Origin of the sequence: Corynebacterium glyciniphilum AJ 3170, assembly GCF_000626675.1 — a bacterium.
Taxonomy (GTDB): Bacteria; Actinomycetota; Actinomycetes; order Mycobacteriales; family Mycobacteriaceae; genus Corynebacterium; species Corynebacterium glyciniphilum.
This window is the reverse complement of sequence record NZ_CP006842.1, coordinates 2,133,655-2,152,282: the sequence shown is the minus strand read 5'-3', so window position 1 is coordinate 2,152,282 and position 18,628 is coordinate 2,133,655. Positions and strand designations below refer to the sequence as shown.

Annotated in this window: 20 protein-coding genes and 1 riboswitch; of the genes, 10 read left to right on the top strand and 10 right to left on the bottom strand. The window is 64.8% G+C overall.

Annotated elements, in window-relative coordinates:
- Window positions 1-42 precede the first annotated feature (42 nt).
- The 3 genes from CGLY_RS17155 to CGLY_RS10085 are packed head-to-tail and all read left to right on the top strand — an operon-like array spanning window position 43 to window position 2,797.
- Window positions 43-825 (top strand): fructosamine kinase family protein, encoded by a 783-nt coding sequence (locus tag CGLY_RS17155; RefSeq protein WP_038552471.1) that lies wholly within the window; start codon window positions 43-45, stop codon window positions 823-825.
- Window positions 826-845: 20 nt separating this feature from the next.
- Entirely contained in the window at window positions 846-1,358 is a 513-nt protein-coding gene (locus tag CGLY_RS10090) for a PH domain-containing protein (RefSeq protein WP_407080791.1), read from the top strand.
- Window positions 1,355-2,797 carry a PH domain-containing protein gene (locus CGLY_RS10085; protein ID WP_038549168.1) on the top strand — a complete coding sequence of 481 codons (1,443 nt, stop codon included), beginning with the start codon at window positions 1,355-1,357 and terminating at the stop codon, window positions 2,795-2,797. The genes CGLY_RS10090 and CGLY_RS10085 overlap by 4 nt, the downstream gene beginning before the upstream one ends.
- Here CGLY_RS10085 and CGLY_RS10080 read toward each other — a convergent pair.
- Window positions 2,736-4,040 (bottom strand): glycosyltransferase 87 family protein, encoded by a 1,305-nt coding sequence (locus tag CGLY_RS10080; protein WP_052540004.1) that lies wholly within the window; start codon window positions 4,038-4,040, stop codon window positions 2,736-2,738. The genes CGLY_RS10085 and CGLY_RS10080 overlap by 62 nt on opposite strands.
- Before the next feature lie 93 nt (window positions 4,041-4,133).
- On the opposite strand from CGLY_RS10080, the gene CGLY_RS10075 reads away from it, so the two are divergent.
- From CGLY_RS10075 to CGLY_RS17390, 3 genes are read left to right on the top strand one after another with little or no spacing between them, the layout of a single operon-like run.
- A complete protein-coding gene (locus CGLY_RS10075; protein WP_038549167.1) occupies window positions 4,134-4,877 on the top strand; it encodes a sulfite exporter TauE/SafE family protein in 744 nt (247 codons plus the stop codon).
- 48 nt (window positions 4,878-4,925) lie between these two features.
- Window positions 4,926-6,230: an MFS transporter gene (locus CGLY_RS10070; RefSeq protein ID WP_038549166.1), complete on the top strand. Its 1,305-nt coding sequence runs from the start codon at window positions 4,926-4,928 to the stop codon at window positions 6,228-6,230.
- Between the two features lie 14 nt (window positions 6,231-6,244).
- Complete coding sequence (locus tag CGLY_RS17390) at window positions 6,245-6,514, top strand: hypothetical protein (protein ID WP_144313664.1); 270 nt, start codon at window positions 6,245-6,247, stop codon at window positions 6,512-6,514.
- On the opposite strand, the gene moeB is transcribed toward CGLY_RS17390, so the two are convergent.
- The 4 genes from moeB to thiO all read right to left on the bottom strand — a co-directional run bounded on the left by moeB (window position 6,500) and on the right by thiO (window position 9,886).
- Window positions 6,500-7,663 carry a molybdopterin-synthase adenylyltransferase MoeB gene (gene moeB / locus CGLY_RS10065; RefSeq protein ID WP_144313663.1) on the bottom strand — a complete coding sequence of 388 codons (1,164 nt, stop codon included), beginning with the start codon at window positions 7,661-7,663 and terminating at the stop codon, window positions 6,500-6,502. The two genes, CGLY_RS17390 and moeB, sit on opposite strands and share 15 nt — an antisense overlap.
- Window positions 7,663-8,481 carry a thiazole synthase gene (locus CGLY_RS10060; protein ID WP_052540003.1) on the bottom strand — a complete coding sequence of 273 codons (819 nt, stop codon included), beginning with the start codon at window positions 8,479-8,481 and terminating at the stop codon, window positions 7,663-7,665. Before CGLY_RS10060 ends, moeB begins: the two co-directional genes overlap by 1 nt.
- A gap of 5 nt (window positions 8,482-8,486) precedes the next feature.
- Window positions 8,487-8,723, bottom strand: coding sequence for a sulfur carrier protein ThiS (gene thiS, locus CGLY_RS10055; RefSeq protein WP_081803871.1), 237 nt, complete (start codon window positions 8,721-8,723; stop codon window positions 8,487-8,489).
- 2 nt (window positions 8,724-8,725) lie between these two features.
- Window positions 8,726-9,886 (bottom strand): glycine oxidase ThiO, encoded by a 1,161-nt coding sequence (thiO, locus tag CGLY_RS10050; protein WP_081803870.1) that lies wholly within the window; start codon window positions 9,884-9,886, stop codon window positions 8,726-8,728.
- A riboswitch (TPP riboswitch) is annotated at window positions 9,879-9,991 on the bottom strand. It overlaps the preceding gene by 8 nt.
- 19 nt (window positions 9,992-10,010) lie before the next feature.
- Between thiO and thiE the strand changes: the two genes are divergently transcribed.
- Window positions 10,011-10,718 carry a thiamine phosphate synthase gene (gene thiE / locus CGLY_RS10045; protein WP_052540001.1) on the top strand — a complete coding sequence of 236 codons (708 nt, stop codon included), beginning with the start codon at window positions 10,011-10,013 and terminating at the stop codon, window positions 10,716-10,718.
- Window positions 10,719-10,759: 41 nt separating this feature from the next.
- On the opposite strand, the gene CGLY_RS10040 is transcribed toward thiE, so the two are convergent.
- Together CGLY_RS10040 and CGLY_RS10035 are read right to left on the bottom strand one after the other, a co-directional pair.
- Window positions 10,760-10,942: a GXWXG domain-containing protein gene (locus CGLY_RS10040; protein ID WP_038549164.1), complete on the bottom strand. Its 183-nt coding sequence runs from the start codon at window positions 10,940-10,942 to the stop codon at window positions 10,760-10,762.
- 12 nt (window positions 10,943-10,954) lie between these two features.
- Window positions 10,955-11,617, bottom strand: coding sequence for an NAD(P)H-binding protein (locus CGLY_RS10035; protein ID WP_038549163.1), 663 nt, complete (start codon window positions 11,615-11,617; stop codon window positions 10,955-10,957).
- Between the two features lie 199 nt (window positions 11,618-11,816).
- Between CGLY_RS10035 and CGLY_RS10030 the strand changes: the two genes are divergently transcribed.
- Together CGLY_RS10030 and CGLY_RS10025 are read left to right on the top strand one after the other, a co-directional pair.
- Window positions 11,817-12,974 carry an acyl-CoA dehydrogenase family protein gene (locus tag CGLY_RS10030; RefSeq protein WP_038549162.1) on the top strand — a complete coding sequence of 386 codons (1,158 nt, stop codon included), beginning with the start codon at window positions 11,817-11,819 and terminating at the stop codon, window positions 12,972-12,974.
- A gap of 13 nt (window positions 12,975-12,987) precedes the next feature.
- On the top strand, window positions 12,988-14,142 hold the full coding sequence (locus tag CGLY_RS10025) for an acyl-CoA dehydrogenase family protein (RefSeq protein WP_038549161.1): 1,155 nt from the start codon (window positions 12,988-12,990) through the stop codon (window positions 14,140-14,142).
- A 77-nt stretch (window positions 14,143-14,219) separates the two neighbouring features.
- Here the strand turns inward: CGLY_RS10025 and glnA are convergent, their stop codons facing one another.
- Window positions 14,220-15,656 (bottom strand): type I glutamate--ammonia ligase, encoded by a 1,437-nt coding sequence (glnA, locus tag CGLY_RS10020; protein ID WP_038549160.1) that lies wholly within the window; start codon window positions 15,654-15,656, stop codon window positions 14,220-14,222.
- 334 nt (window positions 15,657-15,990) lie between these two features.
- On the opposite strand from glnA, the gene CGLY_RS10015 reads away from it, so the two are divergent.
- The gene (locus tag CGLY_RS10015; RefSeq protein WP_081803869.1) at window positions 15,991-16,539 is read left to right on the top strand and encodes an RDD family protein; all 549 of its coding nucleotides are present in this window, start codon (window positions 15,991-15,993) and stop codon (window positions 16,537-16,539) included.
- A gap of 141 nt (window positions 16,540-16,680) precedes the next feature.
- On the opposite strand, the gene CGLY_RS10010 is transcribed toward CGLY_RS10015, so the two are convergent.
- Entirely contained in the window at window positions 16,681-17,457 is a 777-nt protein-coding gene (locus CGLY_RS10010) for a DUF4191 domain-containing protein (protein ID WP_038549158.1), read from the bottom strand.
- A 65-nt stretch (window positions 17,458-17,522) separates the two neighbouring features.
- Window positions 17,523-18,569, bottom strand: a complete 1,047-nt coding sequence (gene lipA / locus CGLY_RS10005; RefSeq protein ID WP_038549156.1) for a lipoyl synthase — start codon at window positions 18,567-18,569, stop codon at window positions 17,523-17,525.
- Window positions 18,570-18,628 lie beyond the last annotated feature (59 nt).

The following is an 18,628-nucleotide window of genomic DNA, read 5'->3' as shown; positions in this document are numbered from 1 at the left end:
GATCACACGCCCGACGATCCTGCACATCCGCTGGCACCGTTGATGTTCACCACCTTCCCGCACCTGGTCGAGGCCACGACATTTAAGAAGCACAATCCGGGACGGCCCGGTGCCTGGGAGCAGTCCTGCCTGGACTGGCTCCACGACGCCGCAGGGCATGGTGGGGTGCCCGTCGCCGGCGTGCGGGCTCGGACGGACGCCGGAAACCTCCTGTTACGCAGGGTCACCTCCGCCCGACCCGACGCACCGGCCGCAGAGGAGTTCGGACGCCGTCTCGCCGTCACTCATGCGAGTGGGGCAGCGTCGTTCGGGTCGGGGCCGGCTGGCTGGCACGGACCCGGATACCAGGGGCCGAACGACAGCCTGCTTGAACTGCCGCTGGCCCCACACCCGACGTGGGGGTCCTACTACGCCGACGTGGTGCTGGCGCCGCTGGCGCATCGCGTCCCCGGCGGAATCCGGGGGACAGACTTACTGCTCGAAAGGCTCACCACGGGTGACTTCGATGACGGCAGGCCACCGGCACGGCTGCACGGCGACCTGTGGTCCGGAAACCTGATGTGGTCTCCGCAGGGGGCGGTTCTCATCGACCCGTCGTCCCACGGTGGTCACGGGCTGACTGACCTTGGTTTCCTCAGTATGTTCGGTGCTCCGCACCTTGACCGGATCTTCGATGCCTACGCCGAAGCAGCCGAGCTGCCCTCAGGATGGCGGGAGCTGCTGCCCCTGCACAGGCTCCACGTGCTCTACCTTCACGCGGCGGTGTTCGGCGGAGGATACGTCGCAGAGGCGGCGTCAACCGTCCGGCACGTTTTGTCGCTCTAGGGATATGCGACACTGGGGCCATGACCGATCAGACCCCCGAGGTTTCTTCGCCCCTGGCCCTCCTTGACTCGATGCACCGGGTGTCCGGACGATACGTGCCCGCCCGCTATGTGTCGGATCTGCCGTGGACGGTCGTGCCCGTGATCGCAGCGGTCATTGCCGCGCTGATCGTCCCAGGTCTCGCTTCCACGATTCTCTGGGTTGTAGCCGCAGTATTGGTGGCGTTGCTCATCTGGCAGATCTGGCTCATCCCCGCCCAGGCGTCGCGGAAGCGGTGGTTGGAGACCGAGGACGAGCTACTGATCACCAAAGGGCGACTGTGGTGGACATTCACCGTGGTGCCCTACGGGAGAATCCAGTATGTCGATGTCACTTCAGGCCCCGTGGAACGAGCCTTCGGGATTAAACAGGTCAAACTGCACACCGCGTCCTCGACGAGTGACTCGACAGTGGTGGGGTTGGCCGCCGCTGATGCGGACGCTCTGCGTGACCGCCTCGCCGTCGCCGCGCGGGAGAGGATGAGCGGACTGTGACCGGCTACGCGACCGACAATGCGACCGACAACGCGGCCGACGGTAAGTGGCGTCGCGTCCACCCGCTGAGCCCGCTGCTGCGCATGTGGGCGGTTCTCGTCGGTATCGTCGCCGTCATCGCTGCCCAGCAGGCGGAGACCCTGGGGAGACTGCGCGACTTGCTGGAGGATTCCCCGCTGCCGACGGCACTGGTCGTCGTGGCGGTCCTTGTGGCGATTCCGGTCATCTTCCTCATTGGCTGGGTCGTCTCGCTGCCGTGGTGGAGGGCCGCCGGATACCGGATCGATGAGGAGGAGATCGCCGTCCGACGAGGAGTGGTCTCTCGACAACTCCGCACGGCTCGCTTCGACCGCGTCCAGGCTGTCGACCTGGTGGAGCCGCTGGCACCACGCTTGTTCCGCCTCGCCGGGGTCAAAGTGGAGACTGCCGGAGGATCGGGAAGCTCCGTCGCGGTGGAGTATCTTCCGCGCCAGGACGCTGAGGACCTGCGTTCCCACCTGCTCGCGCTCGTCCACGGTGGCCCGGACCAGTCGGACCAGAGGAAGGAGGCGGCGAAGGACCACAGCAGTGTTGTCGTCCCCACGATTCCGATCACCCGCTCCCTTGTGGCGGCCGCACTGTCCGGTGCCACCGTGCTGGTGGTGGCAGGTGCCGTCGTCGCTTTGGCTACCCCCGTCGGACTGGCGGTGCTGCTGCCGGTCCTCGCCGGTGCCGTGCCATGGGTCTGGGGAGTGCTGAACACCAGCTGGCGATTCACCGCTACACTCGACGGCGATGTTCTGGGGATCACCTTTGGCCTGACGGAACGACGTCGGCAGTCCGTCCCTCTGGCCCGCGTCCATGCGGTGGAGGTGTCGCAACCCGTAGCGTGGCGACTGCTCGGCTGGTGGAAAGTTCGGGTCGACGTGGCAGGATACGGTGCGGAGTCTGAATCAGGAGGCTCGACGACCACTGTTCTCCCGGTTGGTGACCTGCCGCTCGCCCTCCATGTGCTTGACACACTCACGCCGCTGGACAGCGGGGCCATTGCCGCCGTAGCGCATCCGGAGGGCCGTTCCCGCGACGGTTACCCCAGCACACGCACCTACCTGAGCCCACAGAATGCCCGCTGGGTGTCGCCGGTTGACCGCACGCGCCAAGGCACCACCCTGGTGTCGGATGCCGGTGGGAACGGCCAGCTGACGGCGGTGGTCTCCCATCACGGGCTGTTCCGCCGTGCTGTGTCGGTGATCGCCCCGGCCCATATCCAGGAGCTCAGTTATCGCCGGGGGCCGGTGCAGAAAGCGCTGGGCTTGGCGGGGGTGCGCTTCGACATCGTACCGGGGCCGGTGTCGATGGCGGGGCGCGACCTTTCGACCGCAGATGCCGTCGACCTCGTCACCCGACTGCGTGCCCGGCGACTTCCTGAGCCGGAGACACACGCCGCCCGCCCGGAGTGAAGGCCCACCAGAGGCAGGTGCCGGCCAGAACGACGACTGCCACGTTGCGTAGTAGCAGTGCAACCGCGGCGACCACATACGGGGGATTGAAGATCAGCCAGTCGTAGAACACGGGATAGACCAGGGTAGTCAGCACCGCCGAGACGAGTATCTCCACCGCAATCACGGTGACCACTCGACGGCGGGACGCCAGCAGCGCGACCGCCACCACCGGGGCGACCCACGCCAGGTACTGGGGGGAGAAGACCTTGTTGGTCACGATAATCAGCATGATCAGGGCCACGCTGAACGCCACCGCGCGCATCGGTGTCCAGTCATCCCGCTGTAGCCGTACCACAGCCCAGAGCACGGCGGTGATGATGCTTGCCGCCGTCAGTAGGGTCATCACCGTCAATGTGACGTCAACGCCGGGCCCCGCGATCTCGTAACTCTTGGAGGTCGCGTAACTGATGGACCAGGGTGTATCGCCGTCGCCGCGCGTGAACGCGGAGGCGAGAACCCACGGTGTCGCAGCGATGGACTCCACCTGCAAGCCGCGGTCCCCCTGGTAGGTCAGCGGGGAGATGAGGCGGTCGACACCGCCGACGAGTACGACGACCAGACACAGCGCTGCCAACGAACCGAAGAACCAGCACACCCGGACCCATGTCGCCGTCCGACGGATCCCGCCGACCAGGGCAGCCCCCAGCACGCCGGGCCACAACTTCATCATCGTCGCTGCAGCGAGCAGGACAGTCGCGAGGTGTGACCAGCGGGAACCCGCCAGCAACAGAGCTGCGAAGCCAGCGACGAGCAGGCCCGGGAAGATATCCAGACGGGTGAGGAAGATCGGCCCGGACATACCGGCGAACAGAATCCAGAACCAAGCCGACCAGGAGACCGTTCCCTTGCCTGACCGCCACAGATACCAGGTGAAGAGGGCAGAGAGCAGCGCTGACAGGGTGATGAAGCCGACCACGAATGCGTCCTCCGCGCCGGTGTCGGCTCGTTGTCCGCCGAGTGTGGTGATCCGCTCGACGAGACGTGCCGGCCAGGTGCCGACCTCTGGGTACTCGTCCATGGCACCAGGTTCGATGCCGGTGAGTCCCCTGAAGTAATAACGGATGTCGCCGGTAGAGGTCCCGGCAGAGAGAATCCATACGACGGGGACCAGGTGGGCGATGAGCCAGCCGACCGCGACGACGACGGGGTGGGACAGCCACCGTCGCCGGGGCGTGGAGCGTGCTGCGGCCGCTGAACTCATGGATCTCACAGACACGAATCCTATCGGAGACGCCCCCTGCCCCGGTGCCCCCGCCCGTCCGGGGACACGCTGGCGGCGTATAAGTTGTTGTGAATGGAACTTATACTGCTGGTCTTCGTCACGATCCTCATCGGGTCCTGCATGCAGCGGGTTTCCGGTATGGGGGTCGGACTGATCGGCGGCCCGGTGCTCAGCATCGCCATCGGTCCGGTCGAGGGCATCATGGTGATCAACGCACTCGCGGCGATCAATGCCGCGATGTCCACGGTGACTGTGCGTAGAGACGTCGACTGGGGAAAATTCGCCCTGATCGGTTCCGTCATGGTTCTCGGGGCGGTTCCCGGAACCTGGCTGATCCATGTGATGTCACCGGCGGTGCTGCAGGTCGTCGTCGGAGCACTGTTGTTGATCGCGCTCGGGGTCACCAGTTTCGGCAAACGGTTCATCCCCGCTGTGTCAGGAAGACTCCCGGCGGCGGTATCCGGTGTGATTGGCGGATTCAGTAACACCTTGGCCGGTGTGGCAGGGCCGGTGATTACGGTGTACGCCCAGGCGTCCCGCTGGGATCAGCGGACCTTCGCGGCGACCCTCCAGCCGCTGTTCATCGTCTCCGGACTGGTCAGTTTCGCCATCAAGTACTTCACGGGGGCGGGCGACATCTCCAGTGAGCCCTGGGGTATCTGGCCGGCAGCGGTGGTGGCGATGGTCATCGGGATCGCTGTGGGAATGGTGTTCAGCCGCCGGATTGACCGGGAGAAGGCACGGATGCTTGCCGTGTCTATGGCAGCGCTGGGTGGTGTGACGGTACTGGTGCGGGGGATCCTGTCACTCATGTGATTGGGGCGGAACCATGGCAGGAGCTACCGGGGTCTAAGGTGGGCATACGTGCCCGACTCCACTGCAAAAGTACCTGCTCCTTCCGACCGTCTCAGCCGCCGCGCGTTGATGGTGTGGTTCGCCGGTGTCATTGCCTACATCCTGGCGATCACCGGGCGGACGTCGATGGGTGTCGCGGGGGTCGAGGCCATGGAGCACTTCCAGATCGACGCGTCCCGTCTCGCCGTCTTCACGTCCGTACAGGTCGGCGTGTACGCCTGTGCCCAGATCCCGATGGGCATGCTCATCGACCGGTTCGGCGCACGACGGATGCTTGTCGTCGGAGCCCTGATGATGGGTATCGGTCAGGTCCTGCTCGGCGTGACGTCCTCATTTCCCGTTGCGATCCTGGCCCGGGTGATTGTCGGGACCGCAGATGCCACGGCGTTTCTGTCGGTCATGCGTATCCTGCCCGCCTGGATACCGATCCGTAAAACCCCGGTCTTCACCCAGCTGACCGGGGGACTGGGGTATGTCGGACAATTCATGTCCGCCGTACCGTTCTCAATGCTGCTGCATTCCCAGGGGTGGTCGACAGCGTTCATCTCGCTGGGGGCGGGCAGCGTCCTGGTTGCATTGCTTACCTGGGTCGTTGTCGCAGACTCACCGGACCCGACCCCGGCGGCGACCGTCGGCACGTCTGCAGGGGCTCGGAACAGCATCGGTGCAACGTTGTCCTTCGTTGTCCGCCAACCGGCATGTTGGCTGGGGTTCTTCATTCACTTCACGTTGATGAGCCAGGTTGTCTTCACGCTGTTGTGGGGCGTTCCGTTGATGACCCTCGGAATGGGGCTCACCGAGTCCCAGGCTTCGGGGATCCTGGTGGTGAACATGGTCGTCAGCGTTCTCGTCGGCCCACTGATGGGGGTCGTATCTGCTCGGGCGGGCCGACGGCGTCCCGAGGTCGTGATGGTGGCGACGCTGATCGTCGCTGCATCCTGGGTGATGTTCTTCATGTCGCCGGATCCCCGTAGTTTCGCGGCGGTGGCGGTCATCAACATCTTCGTGCCGGCGCTGGCCCCCGCCGCGAACTACGGATTCGACACCGTCCGTGAGGAAGTCGACCGACGATTCACGGCCACGGCGACGGGTCTGTCGAACATGGGGGGATTCCTGGCAGCGATGGTCGCTGCGCAGGCGGTCGGTTTCGTGCTCGACGCCGTCTCTGACGGAGGAGACTACGCCTGGGCCGATTTCAGGGTCGCCTGGTGCGCACTCGGGGTGGTCTGGATCTTCGGGTTCATCGGGCTGTTGGTCAGCAGGGTGACAATGCAGCGGTGGCGTATGGTCGAGGACAACCGGGCCGACCTGTGACGTAGGAGAACACCGTGGCATCCTCTATCGCGAGTTTTCGTTCTGACCGTTCCCTGTTGAGCGCACTGAGCTGGCGCTCGGCATTCTCCGCGTTGTCCGCATTTTCGGCGGGCTCTTTCGCATCCTTCGCCAGCGCGGGGTCGTCGATGTCCGCGGCATCACTGGGGTCGTTCATGTCCGTGGCGTCGGTCGGCTCGTCGTTCTCGATTTTGTCGGTAGGTGCGCAGGGCGCGGTGCTCAATATTCCGGTGCGGGAGCTAGTCGGGCGGTCAGTACGTCGGTGATCCCGGTTGCACCTGGCGGACCCAGGCCAGGATTCCGCCCTCCAGATGCGCGACGTTCTCCTCCCTCCTGGCGAAATGGGGTGCCACGGCGTCCAGAGCACGGGCCGACCTGGCGCCCGACTTGCAGTGGAAGATGATATCGCGACTGCGTAGCGCCGTCGGCAGGGCTGCGGCACCGATTTCCTCCAGTGCAGACAGTTGGAGGGGTACAGCACCTGGGATGCTGACCACGTCACGTTCCCAGGCGTCACGGACATCCACGAGGACAGCTCCCGCCCGCATCCGGGCGTCCAGATCCTCAGGAGAAACCGTCGGGTGAGAATCGGTCGTGCACACCTGGACCATGTCCTCCACCGCAGTCACCGGTGGAGCATCAGTATCGATAGTGATACGTAGTTCGCGAAAGGTCATCGACAGACCGTCGTGGAGGAGGAGACGTCCGTACAACGGCTCCCCGCACCCGGTGATCAGTTTGACTGCCTCCGTACTCATCAGCGAGCCGATGGTTCCCGGTAGTGAACCGATGACCCCACCGGCGGCGCAGCTGGGCACGGAACCCGGTGGCGGGAGGTCCGGGTGCAGGTCGCGGTAGGTCACTCCGTCATGGGACGGCCCTGAGCAGAAGACCGAGACCCGCCCCTCAAAGCGGAGGATCGAACCCCAGACACAGGGCGTGGAGGTCAGCGTGCAGGCATCGGAAACGAGATAGCGTGTGGCGAAGTTGTCGGCGCCGTCGAGGACGATGTCGTAGTTGCGGACGAGCTCGATGACGTTGTCGGCGTCCAGTCGCACGGCGTGCCGCTCGACGGTCACCAGCGGATTGATCCGGGCAACGGTCGCAGCGGCGGAATCGACCTTTCTCGCCCCGAGCGAATCGACGCCGTGGATGACCTGACGTTGCAGATTCGTCACCTCCACCACATCGTCGTCGACGATGCCGAGCGTGCCCACCCCGGCGGCGGCGAGGTGCTGAAGCGCCGGAGACCCCAACCCGCCGGCACCGATGACGAGAACGCGGGCGTTCTTTAACCGACGCTGACCGGTCATCCCCACCTGGTCGAGCGTCAGATGACGCGCGTAGCGTGAGAGCTCCTCCGCGGTGAGTTCCGCCCCGGGCTCGATCAGCGGGACCGTGAGCGGGCCGGTCATCATGACGCCTCCGTACCCGGCCCGCTGCCGATCAACCCGTCCGGTGCGGACGACGCCAGAGCGCCCTGCGTCCAGGGGCGGCGGGGGATACGTCCGGCACTCCGCGCCAGACGCCCGGCCTCGACGGCATGCCGCATTGCCGCGGCCATGGATGCCGGGTCCTGGGCACGGGTGACCGCACTGGCCAGAAGCACGCCGTCACAGCCGAGCTCCATGGCCTGTGCCGCGTCTGAGGCGGTGCCGATACCCGCGTCGAGGATCACCGGGACATTCGCCCGGTCGCAGATCAACTCGATGTTGTGGGGGTTGAGAATTCCCAGACCGGTTCCGATGGGGGACCCCAGCGGCATCACTGCCACTGCGCCGGCAGCCTCGAGATGCCGGGCTGTCGCAGGATCGTCGGACGTGTAGGCGAATACCTCGAACCCGTCGGCGGTGAGTTCCTCAGTGGCGTCGACGAGTTCGATCACGTCCGGCAGTAACGTCCGGTCGTCGGCGAGGATCTCCAGTTTCACCCGGTGTGTGCCGAGCGCTTCGCGCCCCAGCCGGGCGGTGAGGAGTGCGTCCCGGGCGGTGTAACAGCCCGCCGTATTCGGGAGGACATCGATCCCGAGACGGTCGAGGAGTCCGAACAGTGAGGTTCCCGTCGTGGGATTGAACCGGCGCAGCGCCACCGTGGTCATCGATGTTCCCGACGCGACGAGCGCCTGTTCCAGGACTTCCAGGGACGTCGCCCCACCGGTCCCCATGATCAACCGGGAGGTCAGGGGAGAGGTGCCGATGGTGAGTGGTGTTGTCTGCGGCTGTTGCGTGGTCATGATGTCTAGCCTCCCTGCATGGCGGTGATGATCTCGATCTCGGCACCGTCGTGGACGGGGGCGGAGCACCAGCGGCTACGGGGGACGATCGTGGCGTCCAGCGCGACCGCGAGCCCCAACGCCTCGGTCTCCGGATCCTGGCCGGTGACGTCGGAGACGATGTCACCGACGGTGGTTGTGGAGCTCACGGAACGCTTTCTCCCGTTGACCCTCACGGTGACGCTGGTGATGTTGTCCGGCATGTCTATGGTGTCCTTTCCAGGGAGGTGGTGCTGAGGAGTGTGGCATCGTGGCGGCCGCGGTTCTCCGGAGTCTTCCCGGACGCCAGTACGGCGGCGAGTCGGGCGCAGAGGGGCGCGAGCAGTACGCCGTGACGGGAGTATCCAGTGGAGACGATGACACCATCCACGCCGGGGACGCCGCCCAGGTACGGAAGGTCGTCCGGGGTACCGGGCCGGGCACGCGCCATAATCTCGGTGAGCTCCAGGTCTGCCGCACCCGGCACAAGGATCTGAGCATCCCGGAGTAGCTGGTGGACGCCTTCCAGGGAAACTCCGTCGAAGCCGTCCTCACGTTCCGTCGCCCCGATGACGATCTCCCCGTCAGCGCGGGGGACGAGGTAGACGGGTCTGCCGTCGACCAGCCCGCGCACCGTACGTTCCAGCAGCCCAGGGCGGCCCGGTTTCACCCGCGCCCGGAGAATATCCCCGTGTACCGGGCGCAGCCGGACGCACTGGGCCTCGGGAAGGCCGTCGATATCCGGGAAAGACATCCCGGGGCACAAGACGGTGGCATCACCCTGCAACTCCCTGCCGTCGGCCAGGTGGACGCCGGTGACCACATCACCGTCGCGCAGGACACCGGTCACCTGCCGCCGGACGAGCCGCCCCTGCGGACCTTCCCCGGTCGGGGAGTACACCGCCTCCGCGAGGGCGCCGAGCAATGTACGTGGATTGACCTGGTGGTCGTCGGCGACAAGAAATGCACCTGATATGCCGGGCGCCAGGGACGGCTCCACCCGACGTGCCTGGCGGACGGTCAGCTGCTCCACGGTCATCCCCGCAGCACGTTGGACGTCGGACAGGTTCCGGAAGGCGGCGACATCACCAGGGGTGGCGCCCACGCCCAGTGTGGCGGTCGGCAGGTAGCTGACGGGGTGTCCGACGGTCTGTTCAAGGTCGGCGATGAACTGCGGGTATGCCGCCGCAGAGGCGAGCATCAACGGCCGGATGGCGTCATGCTGGTGGACGACTTCACTGACCGCCGCGATCATGCCGGCGGCAGCGTGGCTGGCACCGTTGCCCGGATCAGGGTCGACGACGGTGACGGTGTGGCCGGCGCGCCGTAGATACCAGGCTGCGCTGAGCCCGGCGATCCCGGCGCCGACGACAAGTGTCTCGCGCATGTGCGTTCTTTCCTCCGGCGGCATGATCCGCATCAGGTGTCGACGGTCGACCGGTGGCGTCCGGTCCTCTCAGCCTCGGCGTCGGAGGCTCCCGTAGTTCGCGTAACGGCTACCATCACACCATATGGACCTACATCAGTGCACGGGTACCCCCGGTACCGCGGCAGGGACACGACGCAGAGAACTCCTGCAGAACGCCTCGCTCTATCTCTGTACACCGGCGCGCCGGGAACAGGGCGACCTCCGGGACTTCCTCCATGCCGCCTATGACGGGGGAGTCGACATCATCCAGTTGCGCGACAAGACGCTCGACACCAGTGATGAAGTGGCCGCGATAGAGGTGCTCGCCGACGTCGCCGCTGAGCACGGCGCCCTCTTCGCGGTGAACGACAGGGCGGATATCGCCGCCCTGGTGGGGGCCGATGTGCTGCACGTCGGCCAGGACGATCTGAGCGTGGCTCAGGCCCGTAGGCTGCTGGGACCGGACGTTGTCCTGGGGTTGTCGACCCACTCGTCCGAGCAGGCGGAGGCGGCGGTCCGTGACCCCGACCTGGACTACTTCTGCACGGGACCGGTGTGGGAGACACCGACGAAGCCCGGCCGCGCAGCGACGGGGCTGGGGCTTCTGACCCGGACCGCCGAAAGGGTGGGTGACGGGGGAGGTGTGGCGTCCGGTGCGAAACCGTGGTTCGCGATCGGCGGAATAAACCAGCACACCCTGCCGGACGTCCTCTCCGCCGGCGCTCGACGTGCGGTGGTCGTCCGGGCGATTACCGAGGCGCAGAATCCACGCGAGGCCGCGTCAGAGCTGAAAAGGCAACTGCCGACCTAGTCAGGCCAGCCCTGAGTCGGGACACAGGTGGAGGGTACGATTCAATCTTCCCTGTGCAGTATAAGAACGTATGGACGCGACGTGTACCGGACGTCCACGACGCCGAGAGGATGTCCTGTGGGGATCTCGGTGCCGCGCCATCGGCCCACCAGCTCGTCGACCGTGACTGCGGGCAGCGCATCAAAACGGCTCAGTGCAGCGGTGAGCTCAGCGTCGCGGGGCATGTCCCCATCGTGTCAGAGTTCGCTGACGGGGGCGGTGCCGTCGACGAATTCGACGGTGCGTTGTCCGGGGAGGTCCTCCCGGCCAGCGAACTCGACGATGACATCGGCGACGAGTTCACGTGCGGTGTGTGCGTCTGACCTGTCGAGATCGGCGGTGACCGGGGCAACTCCTTCGGCGGGATCCTCAGTAAGCGTCGCTGGCCCGAGAATCACGTAGTCCAGCCCCTCCGTTGCGACCAGTCGGTCGTCCACGGTCTTCTTCGAGTCCGCGTACGGGAAGAAGCTGTCTGTCTCGGGGACGGTGTGGTCCCGTGCCCCGGCGTAGGACACATTGAGGTAGCGGGGAGTGGTACCCGAATCTCGGAGCCTCTCGAGAGAGTCGATGACGGCGAGGGCAGCGTCTCGGTCGACCGCATAGGTCACCTCCGGGCCGCCGCGGCCTCCGTTGCCGGCCGTCCAGACGATGACGTCAAAACCGGCCAGGATACCGTCCCAATCGCTCGCGGTCACCTGCGTGACATCCTTGAGCAGTGCGGTTGCGCCCAGAGACTCGATCTCGGTGACCTGGTCCGGGTTGCGGATCAGGGACGTCACCGAGAAACCGTGGTCGACCAGCTTCGGGGTGGCGAGAAGACCCACCTTGCCGTGCCCTCCGATGATAAGAACGTCCGTCATGATCTTCCTCCTGTGAGAGTTGGTGTGATGATCACTGTCTGGTCGACACAACAGGTGGGGAGCGTCGCCTATTCCTGTACCGCTGATTTCCTCGGGATGTCCTCTCACAGGTCCGACTCCCACGGAGGCGCGAGACGTAGTAATGTGAGTCACGTCCATGCTGAACGGTGATTCAAGACATAGTCAAGGAGTAGTGCCCGTGAATCTCGAGCTTTCCGAGGAGGATGTTGCCTTCCGCGACAAACTCCGCAGTATTTTTGCTGAGGTGCCTGCGGAGATCCGTGCACGCACACGTGCCGGCCACATCACACGCGACGACATCATCGACTCTCAGCGTATTCTCAATAAACACGGTGTCGCCGTCCCTCACTGGCCCGTGGAACATGGTGGCCAGGACTGGACACCCATCCAACGGCACATCTACACCAACGAGCTCCAACGGGCCGGTATCCCGGAGCCGTTGGCGTTCAACACCGGCATGGTCGGGCCCGTTATCGCAGCCTTCGGAAGCGACGCCATCAAGGAACGCTTCCTGGCCAAGACAGCGAATCTGGACATCTGGTGGTCGCAGGGATTCTCGGAGCCGGGTGCAGGATCGGACCTCGCGGGGTTGAAGACCACGGCGGTCCGGGACGGCGACCACTATGTGGTCAACGGCCAGAAGACCTGGACCACACTCGGCCAGTACGGAGAGTGGATGTTCCTTCTGGCCCGCACAGATCCGGACGCGCCCAAGCCACAGCAGGGTATTTCGTTCCTACTGGTCGACCTGGACACCCCCGGCATCGAACGTCGGCCGATCCGGCTCATCGACGGTTCCGTGGAAGTCAACGAATTCTTCTTCACCGATGTCAGAATCCCCACCGAGAACCTCGTCGGGGAAGAGAACAAGGGCTGGACCTATGCGAAGTTCCTGCTGGGCAATGAGCGCAACGGCATCACCCAGGTCGGCACCAGTCAGCGGCACTACGCTGACCTGGTGGAGATGGCCGCCGAGCGTACCCGCGGTGGCCGCCGCGTGCTGGATGACCCACTCTTCCGCAACCGTCTCTACGACGTGAAGCTGCGGTTGAAAGCGGTCGAGTCGACACAATTGAGGGTCACAGCCGCCAGTGTGGATGGAAAGCCGAGCCCTCTGTCCTCGATGCTGAAGATCGAGGGGAGCCGGATTCTCCAGGAACTCAACGAACTGGCGGTGGAGGCACTCGGCAGTGACGCCGTAGAGATCACCGTCGACGATTCCAGCGTCTACGGCGACCCGGTCGTCGAATACCTGAACAACCGTAAGGTCTCCATCTACGGAGGCACCAATGAGGTCCAGGCGAACGTCATCGCCAAGGGCATCCTCGGACTTTAGGAGTACCACGACCATGGACCTTTCCTTGACAGATGAACAGCGCATGCTCGCTGACTCCGTCCGGAGCGTTTTCGCCGGTGCAGACGGGGACCCCACCGCCGGTGCAGACGCACCCGAGGTGGCCCTGGACTTCCGACGTGATCTCTGGCGCCAGGCCGCCGATCTCGGAGTGACCGCACTGGTCATCAACGAAGACTACGACGGTGCCGGCGCGGGCGTCGGTGAGGCCTATGCGGCAGCGGAGGCCCTCGGCGAGCTCGCGGCCCCCGAGCAGGTCACTGACCTCGCCTACGTTCCGGCATGGTTGCTCCAGGACCTCGGGTCTGATGATCAGAAGTCGACGTGGCTGCCACCGCTCGCTGCGGGGCAGCGTCTGGTGACCCTCGCCCACGCCGAACCCAGTACAGGATGGGCCGACCCCCGTTCAGCGACCGTCACCGGTGGACGGCTGACGGGTGAGAAGCGCGCGGTTGTCGCCCCCGGCGAGATCGATGCCTTCCTCGTCACCGCCGTTGAGGACGGTGCGTTCGGCGTGTACCTCGTCACCCCGGGGGATGGGGTCGAGGTGACGGTCCACCGTGACGCAGAATGGGCGCCTACGGGGCGTGTGTCCTTCCAGGACGCCTCGGCGGAACGACTCGGCGGGAGTGCGGAAGACACCGACCGCGCAGTGCGTCGCGCGGTATCACTCGCACGTGTGGTGCAGGGGGGTCGCGCTGTGGGGCTGATGGGCACCGCCATGAACCAGACGGTGGACTACCTCAAAGTCCGCAAACAATTCGGGGTGACCCTGAACAACTTCCAGGTCCTGAATCACCGTGCCGCACAGCTTTATGCGGATGTCGAGCTTGCCCGGTCCACTGCGCTGTGGGCCGCCGCAATGGCGCAGACGGAGGAGCTGACCCTGGAGGAGTTGGAGGCGGCGTCGCTCGATGCTTATGTGTTCTTGGCCCGTCAGGCGCGTGTGGTGGCTGAGGAGTCCGTCCAGCTTCACGGAGGCATCGGGGTCACCTATGAGACCGCTGTCAGCCACTACGCTGCAGCCCTGACCGGCTTCCAGCAACTCTACGGGGGTGTGCTTGAGGCGCGGGGTGCCGGTGTCGCGTCCGACTCTCTCACCGAGACCCCGAGTGCGTTGATGCACAACGAACTACACACCTACAGCTGAGGGTCGACGCACGAAGAACCCCCGCCACCGAGGAGGTGAAGCGGGGGTTCTTCTGTCGGCGGAGCCGGAGACGAGAACTAGCAGTCGTAGTAGAGCTCGAACTCATGGGGGGTCGGGCGCAGGCGGGCCGGGGAGATCTCGTTGTCGTACTTGTAGGAGATGTAGGTCTCCAGCAGGTCGTCGGTGAACACGCCACCTTCGGTGAGGAAGTCGTTGTCCTCCTCCAGCGCGTGAAGCGCGGCCTCTAGGGAGGTCGGTGCCGTCGGGATGCTGGCGGCCTCCTCCGGCGGCAGCTCGTAGAGGTCCTTGTCGACAGGGGCGTGCGGCTCAATGCGGTTCTTGATGCCGTCGAGACCGGCGAGCATCATCGCGGCCATGCCGAAGTAGGGGTTGCCCGAGGGGTCCGGTGCGCGGAACTCGAGGCGCTTGGCCTTCGGGTTCGATCCGGTGATCGGGATACGGACGGCGGCAGAACGGTTGCGCTGGGAGTAGACGAGGTTGATCGGTGCCTCGAAACCCGGGACCAGACGGTGGTAGGAGTTCAGCGTCGGGTTGGTGAACGCCAGGACAGCACCGGCGTGATGGAGGATACCGCCGATGTAGTAGCGGGCCAGGTCAGACAGGCCGGCGTAACCTGCCTCGTCGTGGAACAGGGGCTTGCCGTCCTTCCACAGAGACTGGTGCGCGTGCATGCCCGAGCCGTTGTCGCCGGCCAGTGGCTTCGGCATGAACGTGGCGGACTTACCGTGTGCGGCAGCGGTGTTCTTGATGATGTACTTGAACGACTGCAGGTCATCGGCAGCATGCAGCAGGGTATTGAACTTGTAGTTGATCTCCTGCTGGCCACCGGTACCGACCTCGTGGTGGAAGCGCTCAAGATCGTAACCGGATGCGGCGAGGTTCTTCACCATCTCGTCGCGGACGTCCACCGTCTGGTCGTACGGCGGGACCGGGAAGTAACCGCCCTTGACGCGGGTTTTGTAGCCGGTGTTGGGGGTGCCGTCGGTGTTGGTCTCCTTGCCGCGGTTCCACCAGCCCTCGTTGGAATCGACCTCGTAGAAGGCGGAGTTTTGCTCGGCGGAGTAACGGACCTTGTCGAAGAGGTAGAACTCTGCCTCGAGGCCGAAGTTGCACGTATCGGCGATGCCGGTGGACGCGAGGTACTCCTCGGCCTTACGTGCGACGTTGCGGGGATCGCGGGAGAAGGGCTCGCGGGTGAACGGGTCGTGGACGAAGAACTTCACGTTCAGGGTCTTGGTCTTGCGGAAGGGATCGACCTTGGCGGTCGCGAGGTCGGGCAGCAAGTTCATGTCCGACTCGTCGATGGTGGTGAAACCACGCACCGACGATCCGTCGAAAGCCAGGCCGGTCTCGATGGCATCCTCGTCGAAGGCGGAGGCGGGAATGGTGAAGTGCTGCTCCACGCCGGGTACGTCCGTGAATCGGACATCGACAAACTCAATGTCGTTGTCCGCGATGTACTTGGTGACCTCTTCGGCCGTCTTAAATGCCACTTCTGGACTCCTTGCAGTCATGTTCGACCCAACTCGTTGTTTCGTTGTCTCACGAGGGGATTCACCCTTCCGGGTGCGTCGTGAACAACCATATTCTGGGGTTGTTGCCCTAGTGTCAATCCAATGTTACCGGCGTGTAACTGGTCAGGCGGTGTCGCTCGTCGTCGCTCGTCACTGATACGAACCACCTTTTCGCCGGTGCCACGGTCGATTCCGGTAGTCCCCGGTCGGGGCTTGACCTCTAGGATACGGGCAGTGGGCCCCGGGTGTGCACAGTCGGGGTGGTCCGCCACGAAATTGGGGGGCGGTCACAGTGCCGGTACGCTTGAGGATCATGGCGAAACGGCAGAAGAACAGTGGCACCGGGGACGACCGCCGTCAACGACGGAAGGGGCTCCGAGAAGAACGCGCCAGGCAGCCGAGCTGGCTGGAAGGCCCACAGGTGCCGGGGCAGTACGAGGACCCTCATGACCTGAGTTCATACCCCGGAAAACTGCTGGGACTGCCGGCCTCAGGCCCCGGATCAGTCGCAACGATGTTCCCGCGGGTGTTTGCCCTGCTGGTGGACTGGCTGATCTGTTACGGCATCGCTTTCTTCATCACCCAGACGACAAGTGCTCTAGGGGGAACCTCGACGGTGGTGTTGATGGTGTGGGTGATCTGGAGGATCGTCACCGTGTGGTTGTTCGGACAGTCTCCCGGTCACGCGGCGATGGGTATCGGTGTCGCCCGGGTGGATGACCCGGATCAACGTGTCGGTCTCATCCGGTCCGTGGTCCGGACGGTACTCACGGTGTTCTTGTTCCCGCCGCTGATCCAGGACACCGACAGTCGCGGGATGCATGACCGGGCCACCGGAACCGCTGTGATCCGGACCCGGTAGACCAGGGAGCTAGAAGGAAAGCCGTCATGCCAGACACCATGGCTGTGTCGGGCAGGGTAGGGGGCGAGAGCGCGCAGAAAGACCCCGGTGACCAGAATCAGATTCCTCGATCAGGGCGCCGGGGTCGTCTTAGCCTCAGACTCAGCCCTTCTTGTTACGTTGAGCCGCGCGGCGGGCACGACGGTTGACGCCGGCCGGGTTCGCGGCGTTGCGTGGCATCGGCCCCTTCGGGAGCATCGACTCACGTGAGTGCAGACGGGCAATCGACTCAACCTTGCTGTTGAGCGCGTCGACCTGGTTCTTCTTGATGTTGCGGGGGAGACGGACCAGGTGGTTCTGCAGCTTGCGGATCGGCACCTCGTCGTCGCCCTCACCGATGTACACGTCGTAGATGGGCGTATTGCCGAGGATGCGGGAGAGTCGCTTCCGCTCCTGCGCCATCATCGGCTTAAGTCGGTGCCGGCTGCCTTCACCGACGAGAATCACGCCGGGAACGCCGACGACCCGGTGGACGGCGTCCATGTGAGTGTTCGAGGCCACCGCGGTCTCGGTGATCCACTTGACGCCGACACCGTCACGCAGGTTCTGCAACGCCCAGCCGGCGGCGCCTGCCTCACCTTCGATCTGATCGTAGACACCGGCCTGCAGCCGGCGGGAGAAGATCCAGAAGGCGACCATTACGCCGATGGCGATACCGACGATGAGGTTAAGCCACCACCAGCCGAGCACCAGGCTCAGCGCCAACATGATCACTACCGGGCCAAGCAAGCCCAGCAGCATGTAGGGGATGAGCTTCTTGTCCTTCTTGCGCTGCATCTGGAAGGCCTGCCACATCTGGCCTCGTGTCTGCTTGCGCCGTGACTTCTTGGCGGCCTTCTCGAGCCGCTTGTTTTCTTTCTCCCGGGGATCCTTCGCCATACCGCCTACCTTAGAACATCGGGGCCCCAGGGCCGTCAACGGCATCCGCCGGGGCGTGGGAACAATCAGCGCGCGGACGAGACAGGGGTCTCCTTGGACGGCCCGTACTTCTCCAGCAGCGTACTGGCTTCCTGACTGGTGGTGGACCCCAGCGTGTCACCCAGATGCGCCAGGTTCTCGGGAAGCGCCTCACCACGTGCGGCCTTGGCCTCGGCGTAGAGCCGACCCGACCGGTAGGACGACCGGACCAAGGGACCGGACATAACGGCACCAAATCCCAGTTCTTTGGCGAACTCGGAGTGCTCCATGAACTCCTCCGGCTTGACCCACCGCTCGATCGGGTGGTGCATCGAGGTCGGACGCAGGTACTGGGTGATCGTGATGATGTCGCAGCCGGCGTCCTTCAGATCCGTCAGTGACGACTGGACTTCCTCGGCGGTCTCACCCATACCGAGGATGAGGTTCGATTTGGTCACCAACCCGAAGTCGCGGGCCGCGCGGATGACCTCCAGTGACCGCTCGTAGCGGAACGCCGGACGGATCCGCTTGAAGATCCGGGGCACGGTCTCGAGATTGTGGGCGAAGACCTCTGGACGTGCCTCGAAGACCTCGGCCAGCAGGTCGGGCTTGGCGGAGAAGTCAGGGGTGAGGTTCTCGACGCCGGTGTTCGGGTTGAGCTCGTGCACCTTCCGCACGATCTCCGCGTACAGCCAGGCACCCTCGTCATCCAGGTCATCACGGGTGACGCCGGTGATGGTGGCGTACCGCAGGTCCATGTCGCGAATGTTCTCGGCGACGCGGCGAGGCTCGTCCCGGTCCAACGGACTCGGCTTACCCGACTTGATCTGGCAAAAGTCACATCGACGGGAGCAGGTGTCGCCACCGATCAGGAAGGAGGCCTCGCGTTCTTCCCAACACTCGTGGATATTGGGGCACCCGGCCTCCTGGCAGACCGTGTGAAGTCCGGCGCCCGAGACGCGGTTCTTCATGTCACGGTATTCCGGGCCCATCTTGGCCTGGGTACGGATCCACCGTGGCTTCTGTTCGATGGGTGTCTGGGAGTTCTTCGCCTCGATGCGGAGAAGTCGTCGTCCGTCTGATGTAACAGTCACGGCCCCCACCCTACGCTGCATCGTTCAGTGACGCTAACTGACTCCAGCCGCGGAGGACA